The organism is Enterobacter sp. CM29 (assembly GCF_013179605.1).
GTDB lineage: Bacteria > Pseudomonadota > Gammaproteobacteria > Enterobacterales > Enterobacteriaceae > Enterobacter > Enterobacter intestinihominis.
On record NZ_JABMCU010000001.1, the window covers coordinates 66,289 to 82,585 of the forward strand.

Annotated in this window: 13 protein-coding genes and 2 tRNA genes; 6 read left to right on the plus strand and 9 right to left on the minus strand. The window is 50.8% G+C overall.

Features of this window, described 5'->3' with window-relative positions:
• Positions 1–73: 73 nt before the first annotated feature.
• Together oppA and HP459_RS00365 are read right to left on the minus strand one after the other, a co-directional pair.
• Positions 74–1,705 (minus strand): oligopeptide ABC transporter substrate-binding protein OppA, encoded by a 1,632-nt coding sequence (gene oppA / locus HP459_RS00360; protein ID WP_023300277.1) that lies wholly within the window; start codon positions 1,703–1,705, stop codon positions 74–76.
• Positions 1,706–2,474: 769 nt separating this feature from the next.
• Positions 2,475–3,122 (minus strand): YchE family NAAT transporter, encoded by a 648-nt coding sequence (locus HP459_RS00365; RefSeq protein WP_017384236.1) that lies wholly within the window; start codon positions 3,120–3,122, stop codon positions 2,475–2,477.
• A 480-nt stretch (positions 3,123–3,602) separates the two neighbouring features.
• On the opposite strand from HP459_RS00365, the gene adhE reads away from it, so the two are divergent.
• The gene (gene adhE / locus HP459_RS00370; protein WP_022648353.1) at positions 3,603–6,284 is read left to right on the plus strand and encodes a bifunctional acetaldehyde-CoA/alcohol dehydrogenase; all 2,682 of its coding nucleotides are present in this window, start codon (positions 3,603–3,605) and stop codon (positions 6,282–6,284) included.
• Between the two features lie 69 nt (positions 6,285–6,353).
• Here the strand turns inward: adhE and tdk are convergent, their stop codons facing one another.
• Positions 6,354–6,968 carry a thymidine kinase gene (gene tdk / locus HP459_RS00375; protein WP_032622434.1) on the minus strand — a complete coding sequence of 205 codons (615 nt, stop codon included), beginning with the start codon at positions 6,966–6,968 and terminating at the stop codon, positions 6,354–6,356.
• Between the two features lie 550 nt (positions 6,969–7,518).
• Here tdk and hns point away from each other — a divergent pair.
• On the plus strand, positions 7,519–7,932 hold the full coding sequence (hns, locus tag HP459_RS00380; protein WP_003856724.1) for a histone-like nucleoid-structuring protein H-NS: 414 nt from the start codon (positions 7,519–7,521) through the stop codon (positions 7,930–7,932).
• A gap of 201 nt (positions 7,933–8,133) precedes the next feature.
• Here hns and galU read toward each other — a convergent pair whose 3' ends face one another.
• The 3 genes from galU to rssA form a co-directional block, all read right to left on the minus strand.
• The gene (gene galU, locus HP459_RS00385) at positions 8,134–9,039 is read right to left on the minus strand and encodes a UTP--glucose-1-phosphate uridylyltransferase GalU (protein WP_022648355.1); all 906 of its coding nucleotides are present in this window, start codon (positions 9,037–9,039) and stop codon (positions 8,134–8,136) included.
• A 199-nt stretch (positions 9,040–9,238) separates the two neighbouring features.
• Positions 9,239–10,252, minus strand: coding sequence for a two-component system response regulator RssB (gene rssB, locus HP459_RS00390; protein ID WP_003856721.1), 1,014 nt, complete (start codon positions 10,250–10,252; stop codon positions 9,239–9,241).
• A gap of 89 nt (positions 10,253–10,341) precedes the next feature.
• Positions 10,342–11,244 carry a patatin-like phospholipase RssA gene (gene rssA / locus HP459_RS00395; RefSeq protein ID WP_022648357.1) on the minus strand — a complete coding sequence of 301 codons (903 nt, stop codon included), beginning with the start codon at positions 11,242–11,244 and terminating at the stop codon, positions 10,342–10,344.
• A gap of 113 nt (positions 11,245–11,357) precedes the next feature.
• Here rssA and HP459_RS00400 point away from each other — a divergent pair, with 113 nt between their 5' ends.
• From HP459_RS00400 to HP459_RS00415, 4 genes are all read left to right on the plus strand, one after another.
• Positions 11,358–11,822 (plus strand): YchJ family protein, encoded by a 465-nt coding sequence (locus HP459_RS00400; RefSeq protein WP_045622011.1) that lies wholly within the window; start codon positions 11,358–11,360, stop codon positions 11,820–11,822.
• Positions 11,823–11,863: 41 nt separating this feature from the next.
• Positions 11,864–12,706, plus strand: a complete 843-nt coding sequence (purU, locus tag HP459_RS00405) for a formyltetrahydrofolate deformylase (protein WP_003856715.1) — start codon at positions 11,864–11,866, stop codon at positions 12,704–12,706.
• Between the two features lie 157 nt (positions 12,707–12,863).
• Positions 12,864–12,948 (plus strand) — tRNA-Tyr (locus HP459_RS00410).
• 34 nt (positions 12,949–12,982) lie between these two features.
• A tRNA-Tyr gene (locus HP459_RS00415) sits at positions 12,983–13,067 on the plus strand.
• Positions 13,068–13,278: 211 nt separating this feature from the next.
• Here the strand turns inward: HP459_RS00415 and narI are convergent.
• The 3 genes from narI to narH are packed head-to-tail and all read right to left on the minus strand — an operon-like array spanning position 13,279 to position 16,198.
• Positions 13,279–13,956 carry a respiratory nitrate reductase subunit gamma gene (gene narI, locus HP459_RS00420; protein ID WP_022648359.1) on the minus strand — a complete coding sequence of 226 codons (678 nt, stop codon included), beginning with the start codon at positions 13,954–13,956 and terminating at the stop codon, positions 13,279–13,281.
• Entirely contained in the window at positions 13,956–14,666 is a 711-nt protein-coding gene (gene narJ, locus HP459_RS00425; protein WP_022648360.1) for a nitrate reductase molybdenum cofactor assembly chaperone, read from the minus strand. The genes narI and narJ overlap by 1 nt, the downstream gene beginning before the upstream one ends.
• A complete protein-coding gene (narH, locus tag HP459_RS00430; RefSeq protein ID WP_032624103.1) occupies positions 14,663–16,198 on the minus strand; it encodes a nitrate reductase subunit beta in 1,536 nt (511 codons plus the stop codon). Before narH ends, narJ begins: the two co-directional genes overlap by 4 nt.
• Positions 16,199–16,297: the final 99 nt, after the last annotated feature.

A 16,297-nucleotide genomic window follows, 5' to 3' on the forward strand; every position in this document is an offset into this window, starting at 1 on the left:
CTTCTGGCGTGTGCCTGATGAATGTTACAAAATAGACACAGTGGGGCAAGCTCGCTCGCCCCACGTATTGCCATTAATGCTTGATAATATAAAGATTCTTAACGGAAATATTATCCAACGGGTCTTTACCGGTATAACCCCCTACCCATGGTTTCACGAGGCGGGCGTTAACGTAGTAGTAAACCGGAACGATCGCAGAGTCTTTATCGAGCTGTTGTTCTGATTTCGCGTACAGATCGGCGCGCTGGGCGTCATCTGCCACTTTCAGGGTATCGCCAATCAGCTTATCAAACGCCGGGCTCTTATAGTGTGCGGTATTGTTCGAACTGTCGCTGAGCATGGTGTTCAGGAATGAGGTCGGTTCGTTATAGTCCGCACACCATCCTGCACGTGCCACGTCAAAGGTTCCCTGATGGCGCGTATCGAGGAAGGTTTTCCATTCCTGATTTTCCAGCTTCACGTTCACGCCGAGATTTTTCTTCCAGATTGACGCGACGGCAATAGCCAGTTTTTTATGCAGATCGGAGGTGTTGTACAGCAGACTAAACGTCAGCGGCTTGTCGGCGGTATAGCCCGCTTCAGCCAGCAGCTTTTTCGCTTCTTCGTTACGTTTTTCCTGGGACCATTTGAACCATTCAGGTTCAACAAGCTTCATACCGTCGGTGTAAGGCGGGGTGTAGCTGTAAGCCGGCAGGTCGCCCTGATTCTTCACTTTATTCACGATAATGTCGCGATCCAGAGCCAGCTTCAGTGCGGTACGAACACGTACGTCGGTGAACGGTGCTTTCTGGTTGTTAATTTCATAATAGTAGGTGCACAGATACGGATCGACGTGAACTTCTTTCGGGATCTCTTTTTTCAGCTTCTGGAACAGTTCAATCGGCATGTTGTTATAGGTCATGTCGATTTCGCCGCTGCGGTAGCGGTTTACGTCCGTTACCTCAGAAGAGATTGGCAGGTAGGTGACCTGATTGATAACCGTCTTGGCATTATCCCAATACTGCGGGTTGCGCTCCAGCACCATACGCTCGTTAACGACCCAGTCCTTCAGCTTATATGCACCGTTGGTCACGATATTCGCAGGCTGCGTCCATTTTTCACCAAATTTTTCTACCGCGGATTTTGGTACCGGAGAAACGGACGGGTGAACCAGCAACTTATAGAAGTACGGAACAGGTTCGCTCAACGTCACTTCAAAAGTGTTGGCATCGATGGCTTTTACGCCCAGGTCGGTTACTGGCTTTTTACCCGTGATGATGTCATCAATATTGGCGATATGGCCATACTGGAGGTAACTCGCGTACGGGGAGGCGGTATTCGGATCCGCCAGACGCTGCCAGCTATAGACGAAATCTTCGGCGGTAACCGGCGTACCGTCAGACCATTTGGCATCTTTACGCAGATGGAAGGTCCAGACTTTAAAATCTTTGTTGTCCCATTTTTCCGCCACGCCCGGAGCCGGGTGGCCGTCTACGTCAGTCACCAGCAGACCTTCAAACAGATCGCGGTTAACGTTAGACTCTGGAACACCTTCAATTTTGTGCGGATCAAGAGACTGCACTTCCGCACCGTTATTACGTACCAGCGTTTGCTTCTCAGCCAGCTGAACACCAGCAGGAACGTCCGCAGCCATTGCAGCGTTGCCCGCGATTAGCGCAGTTAAAATCCCCGCCGCTACCAGACTTTTTTTTGTGATGATGGACATTGTGTTGATACTCCACTCATTATTATGACTGGCCTTCGCCAGTTGTGTAATCCCCTGTTGGGGCCTGTACAGCGCAGGAGTTTTTTTTGCTGCTGTCAGGTTCTTTTTTTACTTCTTGCTATCATCGACTTCATTATTACTGACCGCTCGTACGGCGATCTTGCGTCGATTCTTTACACCTCTCCCCTGTCAGTGAGGTGTGCTGGAAAGCTTAAGTGAGGTCTATATGAAAATAGTTCTCATCAACTTGTTTAATGCCGCAAAATATAAGGCCGGAAAGTACCAAATGGTGCCAACTCTCGCCAATACATTTTGCAAATTTGTTAAGCATTTCTCTTTTACGGAGTCAGGCGTAGCTATGCCGCCGACCACCTTTCACGCCAAAAACAAGTAAAACCCTTACAATACATTCAGTTGTAGAGTTCTCTCGTGACTGGTGCGATGACATGACAAATTCGAACGATTTTTCACGAAAATTTAACATCTGGTTATTATTTAGCACATTCGTCTGGGTCAGCGTCGAAATTACTAATATCATTTCGGTTATCTGTCAGCAAGCCCCAGAGTATCATGTGAGTAAAATAACAGAGCGTTTGAAGGATTTATGGGCAGAGAAGCAAACTGAAAATAAACAACCTCTTGAAAATCAACAAAAGAGGGTTATTAGTAGAACTTATTATGGCTGGTGCGTATTTCAACTTTATTTATATGATTTGCTGATATTCACGTAAAAAAACGGAGCCGCTGGCTCCGCTCTTTCAAACGAAAGTCAGTGTACTAATCCGGGGAATATACTTTTTATACCGGTAACGATAAATTCGATGCCTAACGCCATTAACAACAGACCCATGATACGGGTAATCACGTTTATGCCCGTTTGTCCCAGCAAGCGAACCAGCCATGGCGCCATACGAAATACGCCCCAGCAGCAAAGTGCGAACAGGGCAATGGCGACAGAGAAGCCAATCAGGTGCATCAGGCTGTGATAGCGTGTTCCCCATACAATGGTAGAGCTGATTGCCCCCGGGCCCGCCATCAGCGGCAGTGCCAGTGGCACCACGCCGATGCTCTCGCGGATAGCTGTCTCTGATTTTTCCTGCTTATTCTGTTTATCCTCCCCCAGCTTGCCGCTGATCATCGACATGGCAATCGTCACCACCAGGATCCCGCCTGCTATTCGGAACGAATCAATCGAGATGCCGAAGACCTGAAGAATGGCGTCCCCCAGATAAAGAGACGTAAGCAAGATAATCGCCACCGACAGGTTTGCCGTCAGGTTGGTTTTATTTCGCGCGGCGGCTGTCTGATAGCTGGTCATACTGATGAAGACAGGGATAATCCCTACCGGGTTGACCAGGGCAAACAAGCCAATAAAAAACTTGAAATATGTAGGGAAATCAAAGAGCGTTTGAATCACATTAAGCTCCGCAATTGAGCATGGTCAGGGAGAGACAGCGTGTAATGATAAATCCGCGCTGAAGATACGCTTTTTAGCCGCACACTTCACCAGAAATCTGTTCTAAAACGTTATCAATTCATGATGTTAAACATTTGTATACTCAATGATAGCGCCACTTCCAATAGTTACTTAATTATTTAACACTGGAATAATTAGCACAAAATAACCCTGCTGAAAGGTATCAGCTTAGGACAAAATTGATCTTGATCATAATTTTCGTACTCAGAAGTGAGTAATCTTGGTTACGCCGCCAGGGAGATCACCTATCAAAAAGGTATGATGCTAAGGTAAGGCTCTTTTAGTAAATTAGTGAGCGGAAGCAGTGAGTAATCCTTTGTTTTACTGTGTGTTACGCAAGTGGGATCGGCTCTGACTATACTGTCAGACGTATCGAGCGCTGGTTTACTAAAAGAGTTTAAACATTATCAGGAGAGCATTATGGCTGTTACCAATATCGCTGAACTGAACGCCCTCGTCGAGCGCGTGAAAAAAGCCCAGCGTGAATATGCCAATTTCACCCAAGAACAGGTTGATAAAATCTTCCGCGCGGCCGCTCTGGCTGCTGCAGATGCTCGAATCCCTCTCGCTAAAATGGCCGTAGCCGAATCCGGTATGGGTATCGTTGAAGATAAAGTGATCAAAAACCACTTTGCTTCAGAGTATATCTACAACGCCTATAAAGATGAGAAAACCTGCGGTGTGCTGTCAGAAGACGACACTTTTGGCACCATCACTATCGCTGAACCCATCGGCATTATTTGCGGTATCGTTCCAACCACTAACCCAACCTCTACCGCCATCTTCAAATCTCTTATCAGTCTGAAAACACGTAACGCAATCATTTTCTCCCCGCATCCACGTGCGAAAGACGCCACAAACAAAGCAGCAGATATCGTGCTTCAGGCTGCCATTGCTGCGGGTGCGCCAAAAGATCTGATCGGTTGGATCGACCAGCCTTCTGTTGAACTGTCCAACGCCCTGATGCATCACCCGGACATTAACTTAATCCTGGCGACCGGCGGTCCTGGTATGGTTAAAGCAGCATACAGCTCCGGTAAACCAGCCATCGGCGTAGGCGCAGGTAATACCCCTGTTGTGATCGACGAAACGGCAGATATCAAGCGTGCAGTTGCCTCTGTGCTGATGTCGAAAACCTTCGATAACGGCGTTATCTGTGCATCTGAACAGTCTGTTGTCGTGGTTGATTCGGTATACGACGCCGTTCGTGAACGTTTCGCCAGCCACGGCGGCTACCTGTTGCAAGGTAAAGAACTGAAAGCCGTTCAGGACGTGATTCTGAAAAATGGTGCACTGAACGCAGCTATCGTAGGTCAGCCAGCGTATAAAATCGCTGAACTCGCCGGCTTTAGCGTCCCTGCTACCACCAAGATTCTGATTGGTGAAGTAAAAGTCGTTGATGAAAGTGAGCCGTTTGCTCACGAAAAACTGTCCCCGACACTGGCAATGTACCGTGCGAAAGATTTCGATGACGCGGTAGAAAAAGCAGAGAAGCTGGTGGCGATGGGCGGTATCGGCCACACCTCTTGCCTGTACACCGACCAGGATAACCAGCCAGAGCGTGTTGCTTACTTCGGTCAGAAGATGAAGACGGCACGTATTCTGATCAATACCCCTGCTTCTCAGGGTGGTATCGGTGACCTGTATAACTTCAAACTCGCACCTTCCCTGACTCTGGGTTGTGGTTCCTGGGGTGGTAACTCCATCTCTGAAAACGTTGGTCCAAAACACCTGATCAACAAGAAAACCGTTGCTAAGCGAGCTGAAAACATGTTGTGGCACAAACTTCCGAAATCTATCTACTTCCGCCGCGGCTCTCTGCCAATCGCGCTGGACGAAGTGATTACTGATGGCCACAAACGTGCGCTCATCGTGACTGACCGTTTCCTGTTCAACAATGGCTATGCAGACCAGATCACCTCTGTTCTGAAAGCGTCTGGCGTCGAAACTGAAGTCTTCTTTGAAGTTGAAGCTGACCCAACCCTGAGCGTTGTACGTAAAGGCGCTGAACTGGCTAACTCCTTCAAACCTGATGTGATCATCGCACTGGGTGGCGGTTCCCCAATGGACGCCGCGAAAATTATGTGGGTCATGTACGAGCATCCGGAAACCCACTTCGAAGAACTGGCGCTGCGCTTTATGGATATCCGTAAACGTATCTACAAGTTCCCGAAAATGGGCGTGAAAGCGAAAATGATCGCCGTCACCACCACTTCCGGTACCGGTTCAGAAGTGACGCCATTTGCTGTTGTGACTGATGACGCAACGGGTCAGAAATATCCGCTGGCTGACTACGCACTGACGCCAGATATGGCTATCGTTGACGCCAACCTGGTCATGGAAATGCCGAAATCACTGTGTGCGTTCGGTGGTCTGGATGCGGTAACTCACGCCCTGGAAGCTTACGTTTCCGTACTGGCTTCTGAGTTCTCTGACGGTCAGGCTTTACAGGCACTGAAACTGCTGAAAGAAAACCTGCCAGCTTCTTACAACGAAGGTGCGAAAAACCCTGTAGCTCGTGAACGTGTACACAGTGCGGCAACCATCGCGGGCATTGCATTTGCTAACGCCTTCCTGGGTGTCTGTCACTCCATGGCGCACAAGCTGGGTTCACAGTTCCACATTCCTCACGGTCTGGCGAACGCCCTGTTGATCAGCAACGTTATCCGCTATAACGCCAACGACAACCCAACCAAGCAGACTGCATTCAGCCAGTACGACCGTCCGCAAGCTCGTCGTCGCTACGCTGAAATCGCAGACCACCTGGGTCTGAGCGCACCGGGCGACCGTACTGCAGCGAAGATTGAGAAACTGCTGGCATGGCTGGAAAGCCTGAAGGCTGAACTGGGTATTCCTAAATCTATCCGCGAAGCAGGCGTTCAGGAAGCTGACTTCCTCGCTCACGTAGATAAGCTGTCTGAAGATGCATTCGATGACCAGTGTACTGGTGCTAACCCGCGCTACCCACTGATTTCCGAACTGAAACAGATCCTGCTGGATACCTATTACGGTCGTAACTTCACTGAAAGCGATGTCGCTGCCGTAAAAGTTGACATCCCCGCAGTTGTAAAGGCTGACAAGAAAGCGAAGAAAAATGCTTGATTGACAGTGTGAAAAAAAACCCGCCGCTGGCGGGTTTTTTTATATCTGAGGATCCGTAAGACATTTTTTTTATTTGCGATTGTCGCCCTGTAACGCCGTCAGCGAGCCTACAGCCAGCGCCTCTTTATAATGCTTGCGGCAGACCGAGACATAACGTTCATTGCCCCCTATCACCACCTGCTCGCCATCAGCATAAGGCTTGCCCGACTGGTCCAGGCGAAGAACCATACTTGCCTTGCGGCCACAAAAGCAGATAGTTTTCAGCTCAACCAGCTTATCCGACCAGGCGAGCAGATACTGGCTACCGGCAAATAACTCACCGCGAAAGTCAGTGCGTAATCCATAGCAAAGAACGGGAATATCCAGCTCATCAACGACCTCTGAAAGTGCATGGACCTGCTCACGGGTCAGGAACTGGCTTTCATCTACCAGCACGCAATGGACAGGCTTAGAGGCATGCTGGGCACGAATGTCCTCAAGCAGGTCCGTTTCAGGGTTAAACAGCCTTGCAGGCGACGAGAGCCCTATTCTTGAGCTTACCTTCCCTGCCCCAAAGCGATCGTCGATTTCGGCGGTATAAACAACGGTACGCATCCCCCGCTCCTGATAATTGTATGAGGATTGCAGTAACGCCGTCGATTTCCCTGCATTCATTGCCGAATAGTAGAAATAAAGTTGTGCCATTGGCCGAAGAACCCTAATCAATGTGTAATATTCCCGATGGATCATTGTACCATATTTTGTATTGTCATCAGCGGCGGGCTGCGTGCTCCAGGCTGTTCTGCACCAATAAACTCTTCGTTGATAGCGCAAAATAATGCGTTAAAACAGACAGTAAAGGCTTTTAGCACGGACAATAAGGCGAGCTCGACACCGGAGATAACACTTCTTTTTATAGTGGCTTCTGCAATCTTTAAAATTCACTATTTATTAACTATTCTTCTGTTCGCTGCGCTTAGCCGGAGTAATACGAAAGGCTGATATTTATCAACCGCAACTATAATTCCTGAGGTAAAAGTCACAAAACAAACATGCAAATGACGCGCTTTTGCCGTTTGAAACGATATCTCATCGCCCCAGCAAACAATGAAATTTAAGTTAGCGTAATTAATAATAGCGTCATTAATTTTGTATTTTTTGAATTCCTTACATTCCAACCTATTGCACAAGTGAAATTAACGCTCTATTATTAGGACAACAAACCCACCCCCATTATAAGTTTGAGATTACTACAATGAGCGAAGCACTTAAAATTCTGAACAACATCCGTACTCTTCGTGCGCAGGCAAGAGAATGTACCCTCGAAACGCTTGAAGAGATGCTCGAAAAATTAGAAGTTGTCGTTAACGAACGTCGTGAAGAAGAAAGCGCAGCAGCGGCTGAAATCGAAGAACGTACACGTAAACTGCAACAGTATCGCGAAATGCTGATTGCCGATGGTATCGATCCAAACGAATTGCTGAACAGCATGGCTGCGGCTAAAACCGGTACCAAAGCAAAACGCGCAGCACGTCCTGCTAAATATAGCTACATCGACGAGAACGGCGAAGAGAAAACCTGGACCGGCCAGGGTCGTACTCCTGCTGTAATCAAGAAAGCTATGGACGAACAAGGTAAACAACTGGATGACTTCCTGATCAAGGATTAATCTGGAAAGATTCTGAAAAATCCCGCTTAATGCGGGATTTTTTATGCCCATAATATTCCCCAAACATCTCCTTACATTCTGTCATATTGCCTGGCTCACTATTTAACGTCCTTGACAATCTCCAGCCAATTACGGATCGACAGGCATAAAAAAACCGGTGGGCATCGCCACACCGGTCTTGTTCACTGATCCGTGAGTTTATTACTTAATACCCACGCTACCTTTGAGCCAGGCTTTAAATTCTTCACCCAGGCTGTTATGGCGAATGCCATATTCGACGAATGCCTGCATATAACCGAGCTTATTACCGCAGTCATGGCTCTTACCTTTCATATGGTAGGCTTCCACGGTCTCTTTCTCGATCAGCATATCTATAGCATCCGTCAGCTGGATTTCATCGCCCGCACCCGGAGGCGTTTTGGCCAGCAGCGCCCAGATTTCAGCACTCAGTACGTAACGGCCAACGACAGCAAGGTTAGACGGCGCGACGTCCGCTTTAGGTTTTTCAACAACGCCAACCATTGGTACGCTTTCACCAGGTTGCAGGGCAACACCTTTGCAGTCAACCACACCGTAAGCAGTCACATCGTCGACTGGCTCAACCATAATCTGGCTGCTGCCGGTTTCGTCGAAGCGTTTAATCATTTCCGCCAGGTTTTCCTGGGAAAGATCGGACTCATACTCATCAAGGATCACGTCTGGCAGAATAACCGCGACCGGCTCATCACCCACTACCGGATGTGCACACAATACTGCGTGTCCCAGGCCCTTCGCCAGGCCCTGACGAACCTGCATAATGGTAACGTGTGGAGGGCAAATAGACTGCACTTCCTCCAGCAGCTGGCGCTTTACGCGTTTTTCCAGCATTGCTTCGAGTTCGAAACTGGTATCGAAATGGTTTTCGATTGAGTTTTTAGATGAATGCGTCACCAGCACAATTTCGGTGATACCTGCCGCAATACACTCATTCACGACATACTGGATTAATGGCTTATCAACCAGAGGCAGCATCTCTTTTGGGATTGCCTTCGTCGCTGGCAACATCCTGGTACCCAATCCCGCCACCGGGATAACGGCCTTTCTGACTTTCGAATTTAGGGCAGCCATTGAAATTCTCCTGAACTGTTCAAGTTTTGAACTTTTATGCATTGAATAACGCGTTGAGTATACAGTCTCAGCCACTAATACGGGTCTGAAAAGAACGCGTTGCCGATCAATTAAGACAAATACGCATGAAACTTGCAGCGATAGTAGCACTGCCAGCAAAAACACAGGTAAAGCAATCTGAAAAATAAAACCTGACTGCTTACTCCGTGGACAACATTAAGCGTAACCGCCCACCGGCACCCCAAATTTGGCACTGCCAGGAGGTGCAGCGATGGCTAATTTGATTAAGGTAAGTATTACCCAACGTTCCCAACGGCACACCGTTACTCACCTGTATATGGTGTTCGCCGGTATTCAGCGTGGCATTTAATCCAGCAGAGACCAGAATAAGGTTATTCAACCCGCTGTGATAATAGCCAACCAGAAGCGGGAACTGCCCCGGCAAATTGGCCTGGCGAAAAAGTTGGTTGACCTGTTTTAGTAAACTGCCTAACTCAGGAAGTCGTTGCCCCTGATGGGATAATTGTTCCTGTAGCAATCCATTAAACAGCGCACGGAGTAATAAGGCCGCCAGAACGCCGTTATCTCCCGCTCGGGTAACATCCAGGCAATAAAAAGCGAGGTCGGAATCTGATAGCGGCGCAATATCCAGCACCAGTCCAGGCTGGTCAGCCGCTACCAGCTGGCGATAATTTACTCTGCAATGAGAGATATTTTGCTGCACCGGCGGCTGAAGTTCCTGAAGCAGCTTCGCGGCCGCGAGCGGATTACTGACTAAAGCATCCCAGTCCTGGAAAAGACGTTCTTCTTCTTCCACCCGGGAATTAAACATATTGGGATACAGGCAGGCCAACACCGTTTCACGCAGTCGGTTTAAATCTTTAACCGGTTTGAGCAGGATATCCTGCACACCCAAACGCAACGCCTTAGCAATATCCGCCATATTTTCGGTTGCCGAGATCACCAGTATCGGTGTCTGATAACCTTCGTTACGCAGGTTTTCCACCAGCATTAATCCGTCCATGCGCGGCATCTCGAGATCGCAGATCATCAGATCAGGCGCCATGCTGGCCATTTTTTCCAGTGCCTCGACGCCATCTTCGGCAAGGGACGTGGTTGCACCCAGTGAGGATAACCACGAATCCAGTAGCGATCGGAAAACGGGCTCGTCTTCTACTATCAAAATATGTTTTCCGGCCAATGGCTGTGTCATGGTTCCTCCCCTGGCTGACAGTTACTCAATAGTGGCATGCTATTGGTACTATCGCCTGTCAGATTTTGCTGAAGTAATCAAAAAAGTGCTTAACGTGCTGTACGCACAAAAGGCAACAGTTCATCTATTTTCTTTTCGACGGCTAACGAGCCCGCTGCTATGGCGGCCTCAGCCCGGTGGAAATCAAGGGTAGAGATTTGTGGACAATAGGGCTGAATAAGAATATCCGGAGGATCGCCAGCCATACGGTTTCGCTTCAGGCGATTCTCAAGAATTTGAATGGAGGTCGTCATGATTTCAATGGCGTTCGGCGCGGTCACCGTGCGACGGGCAGTCAGGCGCCCTATTCTGCCGCGTAAACGCGCATGCCAGGCAAGTTTCTCTTCTTCCGCATCATCGCTCTGAAGATTAACCGGCATCAAATCCTGCTGCATAAGGTGAGCGTCGTGCTGTAAATCCACTGCAATGACGATATCTGCCCCCATGGCGCGCGTTAGAGAGATGGGGACAGGATTCACCACGCCACCATCAACGAGCCAGTAGCCATTATGAGGCACAGGCGCCATTAACCCAGGCATGCTACAGGATGCGCGAACGGCGAGATGAATATCCCCTTCGGTGAGCCATAACTCCCTGCCCGTACTGAGGTTGGTTGCAACGGCGCCGAAAGGCATTTGGCAGTGGCTGAAGTCAGCGAGGGGCATTATCTTACGAAACTGATTGAATACGCGTTCGCCGCGCAGCAGGCCGCCACGCTGCCAGGAGAGATCCATCAGGCGCAGTACATCCCAGTAACTAAAGGAGCGCACCCAGCTTTCAAGCTGCGGGAGCTTACCGCAGGCGTACGCGGATCCGACCAGCGACCCGATAGAACATCCTGCGACAATATCAACGTCAATCCCCATCTGGTTTAAGGTATTGATAACGCCAATATGTGACCAACCCCGGGCTGCACCTGAGCCCAACGCCAGTCCAATTTTTACCTTTCTCATTAGCCCTGTTTTACTTCCCCTGGATTCCCGACATAGCGTCAACGCACCTGCTCAGTTAACATATTGCTACCTTAAGCGTTTAACGCCTTATTTTTTGTTCCAGGAAGAGAATCGTGTCTCAACTCTGCCCCTGTGGTAGCGCTCTGGAGTATAGCCTATGTTGCCAGCGATATCTTTCTGGCGAGCAGGTTGCACCAGACCCGTCACACCTTATGCGCTCGCGGTATACTGCTTTTGTGATCAAAAACGCAGACTACCTGATTAAAACCTGGCATCCGTCCTGTGATGCTGCCGATTTTCGGCAAGAGATTGAAGCCGGATTTGCCAACACCGTCTGGCTGGGCCTTACCATCTTTGATGCCGCTCCCGGCCGCGATGCCAACGAGGGCTATGTCAGTTTTGTCGCCCGCTTTAGCGAACAAAACAAACCCGGCGCCATCATTGAACGCTCACGGTTCTTAAAGGACAGCGGGCAATGGTATTATATTGACGGCACACGTCCGCAATTCGGTCGTAACGATCCCTGCCCCTGTGGTTCAGGAAAAAAATTTAAAAAGTGTTGCGGCAGTAATGCCTGACAACTCAGACTTCGCAAATACATAAACAGGATTTCCCGGCGATGCAATCATTACAACGTAAAGTTCTGCGCACTATCTGTCCCGATCAAAAAGGACTGATCGCACGAATTACCAACATTTGCTACAAGCATGAACTGAATATCGTGCAGAACAACGAGTTCGTTGACCACCGTACCGGTCGCTTCTTTATGCGTACCGAGCTGGAAGGTATTTTCAACGACACAACCCTGCTTGCCGATCTGGACAGCGCCCTGCCGGAAGGCTCGGTGCGCGAGCTAAACCCGGCGGGTCGTCGCCGCATTGTCATTCTGGTCACCAAAGAGGCGCACTGCCTGGGCGATCTGCTGATGAAAGCCAACTACGGTGGCCTGGACGTCGAAATTGCCGCCGTCATTGGCAACCACGAGACGCTGCGTACGCTGGTTGAACGTTTCGACATTCCGTTTGAACTGGTCAGCCATGAAGGTCATACCCGCGAAGAGCACGACAACCTGATGGCTGCTGCGATTGAAGCGCATAACCCGGACTACGTGGTGCTGGCAAAATACATGCGCGTGCTGACGCCATCCTTCGTGGCGCGCTTCCCGAACAAAATTATCAACATCCACCACTCCTTCCTGCCAGCCTTTATTGGCGCGCGTCCGTACCACCAGGCGTACGAGCGTGGGGTGAAGATCATTGGCGCAACCGCGCACTACGTGAATGATAATCTGGACGAAGGCCCAATCATCATGCAGGACGTGATCCACGTGGATCACACCTACACGGCAGAAGATATGATGCGAGCTGGCCGTGACGTTGAGAAGAACGTACTGAGCCGTGCGCTTTATCAGGTACTTGCTCAGCGCGTCTTTGTGTACGGCAACAGAACGATTATTCTTTAATCCTTCGGAAAATGAATTGATTAGCTTTACGCCTTTACGGATAAAAAGCAGGCAAACAGCTTCATTTTCCTAAAGGAATGCTTTACAGGGGCGTCTCATTTGATATGATGCGCCCCGCTTCCAACAGGAAGCAGGCCAGTTAAAAGCATTACCCCGTGGTGGGGTTCCCGAGCGGCCAAAGGGAGCAGACTGTAAATCTGCCGTCATCGACTTCGAAGGTTCGAATCCTTCCCCCACCACCATCTCCAGCTTTACCTCAAAATATGAATTACCCCTGGTGGGGTTCCCGAGCGGCCAAAGGGAGCAGACTGTAAATCTGCCGTCATCGACTTCGAAGGTTCGAATCCTTCCCCCACCACCATCACTTCCAGATTCTTTAGCACTCTCCAAAAGCACAATGCCCCATGGTTCTCCCATGCGGGGAAAGATGAGAAGCTTCGACCAGGGTTCGATCCGAGCATAGTGAATTCCGTAGGCCGGGTAAGGCGCAGCCGCCACCCGGCATCCGCACGAAACCCTGATTCCAGGACAAAAAAAACCCCGCAAATGCGGGGTTGTATCAATACAGCGAATCAGCGACGAGCACGCACGATCTGATATTTGCGCGTCAGGTACTCCACCGGCGCACTCCAGATGTGCACCAGGCGAGAGAACGGGAACAGCACAAACAGGGTCATACCCAGCACCAGGTGAACGCGGAAGATGAACGCCACGCCGTCCAGATGCTCAGAGGCACCACCGCGGAAGGTCACGACAGACTGCGCCCATCCCACCAGCTTCATCATCTCGCTGCCGTCCATATGCTGCGCAGAGAATGGAATGGTCAGCAGACCCAGCGCACACTGCACCATCAGCAGGGAGAGGATCAGGATGTCCGCTCCGGTCGTGGTAGCCCGCACGCGTGGGCTGAACAGACGACGTTTCAGCAGCAGCAGCCCACCCACCAGGGTCATCACGCCGCAGGCGCCACCGGCGAGCATCGCCATCTTCTGCTTCACTTCAATCGGCAGCCACGCTTCGTACATCCAGTGCGGCGTCAGCATCCCCAGGAAATGACCGGCGAAAATACCCAAAATCCCGATGTGGAACAGGTTTGACGCCAGGTTCATCCCTTTACGATCCAGCATCTGGCTGGAGGCAGCACGCCAGGTGTACTGGCCATAGTCATAACGCAGCCAGCTTCCCACCAGGAACACGGTGCCCGCGATATACGGGTAAATGTCAAAGAAGAACATATTCAGGAAGTGCATTAGTGCTGTCCTCCGTTAGAGATATTCAAATATTGCGGAGCCACCGCTCCGGCAAAACGACGCTGATGCGCGGAGATTTCAGATTCGCCACAGCTCTGGTCAGCAAAGAATTTCACCTGTTCTTCTTCCCAGACGGCATCCAGTGCTTGTGGGGTGTCGTCACGGGCTTCATCCGCAATTTTTTCCGCCACTTTTTGACTGTCAACCGAGGCGTTAGCCAGTTTCACCAGCAAATCGAACAGGACTGCATAATTGCTCTCACGTTGCTGGAGACGTGCGCCGAGCAACGCCAGAATGGGAGCGATGTCCTGCAACCCGCCCAGCGCTTCCTCTTTCGGCAGCTGCGCCAGATATTCCAGGTACAGAGGCAGGTGATCCGGCAGCTCGCGGCTGTCGAGTTGCAAACCGTGCTGCTCGTACTGGGCCATCAGATCCACCATCGCCTGACCACGGTCGCGGGATTCACCGTGAACGTGTTCGAACAGCAATAGAGACGTGGCACGACCACGGTCAAACAGCTGGCTGTAGTCCGCCTGCGCATCAAGAAGATCGCGCGCCAGCAGGTCGCGGAGGAAAATGCCCAGCGTCTGGGCATCCTCTTTATCCAGGTTTTCAGATGACGCGAGTGCATCAAAGAGTTCCTGTTGATGCTGCACAAGCGCAGCATCAGGGTACTCGAGCAGACGCGAAACAATGACGAGTTCAATCATTGGTGCGGCTCCGTTTTGCTGGTCACATCCATCGCGTCGATGCGGCGGCTGTTGAACAGGTTGAATTTGCTGTCTGACCCGTGGCAACCGTCGCCAAAGGTAAAGCCACACCCACTTTTCTCCGGGAAGGCCTCGCGAGCCAGCTCGCGGTGACTGCTCGGCACCACGAAACGATCTTCGTAGTTAGCGATTGCCAGATAGCGGTACATCTCCTGCGCCTGCGCTTCGGTCAGGCCGACCTCTTCCAGCGCGCGGGTATCGTTAACGCCGTCAACGGTTTCCGCACGTTTGAAGTGACGCATCGCCAGCATACGTTTCAGCGCCAGCAGCACCGGCTGGGTATCCCCTGCGGTGAGCAGGTTGGCCAGATACTGAACCGGAATACGCAGGCTTTCCACGTCCGGCAGAATGCCGTTGCTGCCCAGTTCACCTGCGTCAGCCGCAGACTGAATAGGAGACAGAGGCGGCACGTACCAGACCATCGGCAACGTGCGGTATTCCGGGTGCAGCGGCAGCGCCAGCTTCCAGTCCATCGCCATTTTGTACACCGGGGACTGCTGTGCGGCGTCAATCACGCTCTGCGGAATACCGTCTTTCAGCGCCTGCTCGATCACCTTCGGATCGTTCGGATCGAGGAAGACGTCCAGCTGACGCTGATACAGATCTTTCTCGTTCTCGGTGCTTGCGGCATTTTCAATCGCATCCGCGTCGTACAGCAGCACGCCGAGGTAGCGGATACGCCCTACGCAGCTCTCTGAGCAGACGGTCGGCATACCGGCTTCGATACGCGGGTAGCAGAAGATACACTTCTCAGACTTACCGCTCTTCCAGTTAAAGTAGATTTTTTTGTACGGGCAGCCGGTGATGCACATACGCCAGCCGCGGCACTTGTCCTGGTCGATCAGCACAATGCCATCTTCTTCACGCTTGTAGATGGCGCCGCTTGGGCAGGTCGCCACGCACGCCGGGTTAAGGCAGTGTTCGCACAGGCGCGGCAGATACATCATGAAAGTGTTTTCGAACTGGCCGTACATCGCCTTCTGCATGTTCTCGAAGTTCTGGTCTTTGGCGCGTTTTTCGAACTCGCCGCCCAGAATTTCCTCCCAGTTTGGACCGCTGGTAATTTTGTCCATGCGCTTACCGGTGATCAGCGAGCGAGGACGGGCGATCGGCTGGTGTTTGCTTTCCGGCGCGTTGTGCAGGTTCTGATAGTCGTAATCAAACGGCTCGTAGTAATCGTCGATGCCCGGCAGATGCGGGTTAGCAAAGATTTTACCGAGCAGCATCGCACGGTTACCCATGCGCGGTTGCAGTTTGCCGTTGATTTTACGGATCCAGCCGCCCTTCCACTTCTCCTGGTTTTCCCAGTCGGTCGGGAAGCCGGTGCCCGGCTTACTTTCCACGTTGTTGAACCAGGCGTACTCCATACCTTCACGGCTGGTCCAGACGTTTTTACAGGTGACTGAGCAGGTATGACAGCCGATGCATTTATCCAGATTCAGCACCATGCCGACTTGTGAACGAATTTTCATTTTACGCTCTCCTGTACCTGGTCATTACCTTCGCCATCTAACCAGTTAATATTCTTCATCTTACGTACCACCACGAACTCATCGCGGTTTGATCCTACA

What these genes read in the sequence shown, in the direction of transcription:
- tdk (WP_032622434.1), bottom strand. Translation starts at nt 6,968, where the DNA reads ATGGCACAACTTTATTTCTACTATTCGGCAATGAATGCAGGGAAATCG.
- rssA (WP_022648357.1), bottom strand. Translation starts at nt 11,244, where the DNA reads ATGAGAAAGGTAAAAATTGGACTGGCGTTGGGCTCAGGTGCAGCCCGG.
- adhE (WP_022648353.1), top strand. Translation starts at nt 3,603, where the DNA reads ATGGCTGTTACCAATATCGCTGAACTGAACGCCCTCGTCGAGCGCGTG.
- narH (WP_032624103.1), bottom strand. Translation starts at nt 16,198, where the DNA reads ATGAAAATTCGTTCACAAGTCGGCATGGTGCTGAATCTGGATAAATGC.
- narJ (WP_022648360.1), bottom strand. Translation starts at nt 14,666, where the DNA reads ATGATTGAACTCGTCATTGTTTCGCGTCTGCTCGAGTACCCTGATGCT.
- hns (WP_003856724.1), top strand. Translation starts at nt 7,519, where the DNA reads ATGAGCGAAGCACTTAAAATTCTGAACAACATCCGTACTCTTCGTGCG.
- narI (WP_022648359.1), bottom strand. Translation starts at nt 13,956, where the DNA reads ATGCACTTCCTGAATATGTTCTTCTTTGACATTTACCCGTATATCGCG.
- rssB (WP_003856721.1), bottom strand. Translation starts at nt 10,252, where the DNA reads ATGACACAGCCATTGGCCGGAAAACATATTTTGATAGTAGAAGACGAG.
- galU (WP_022648355.1), bottom strand. Translation starts at nt 9,039, where the DNA reads ATGGCTGCCCTAAATTCGAAAGTCAGAAAGGCCGTTATCCCGGTGGCG.
- oppA (WP_023300277.1), bottom strand. Translation starts at nt 1,705, where the DNA reads ATGTCCATCATCACAAAAAAAAGTCTGGTAGCGGCGGGGATTTTAACT.
- purU (WP_003856715.1), top strand. Translation starts at nt 11,864, where the DNA reads ATGCAATCATTACAACGTAAAGTTCTGCGCACTATCTGTCCCGATCAA.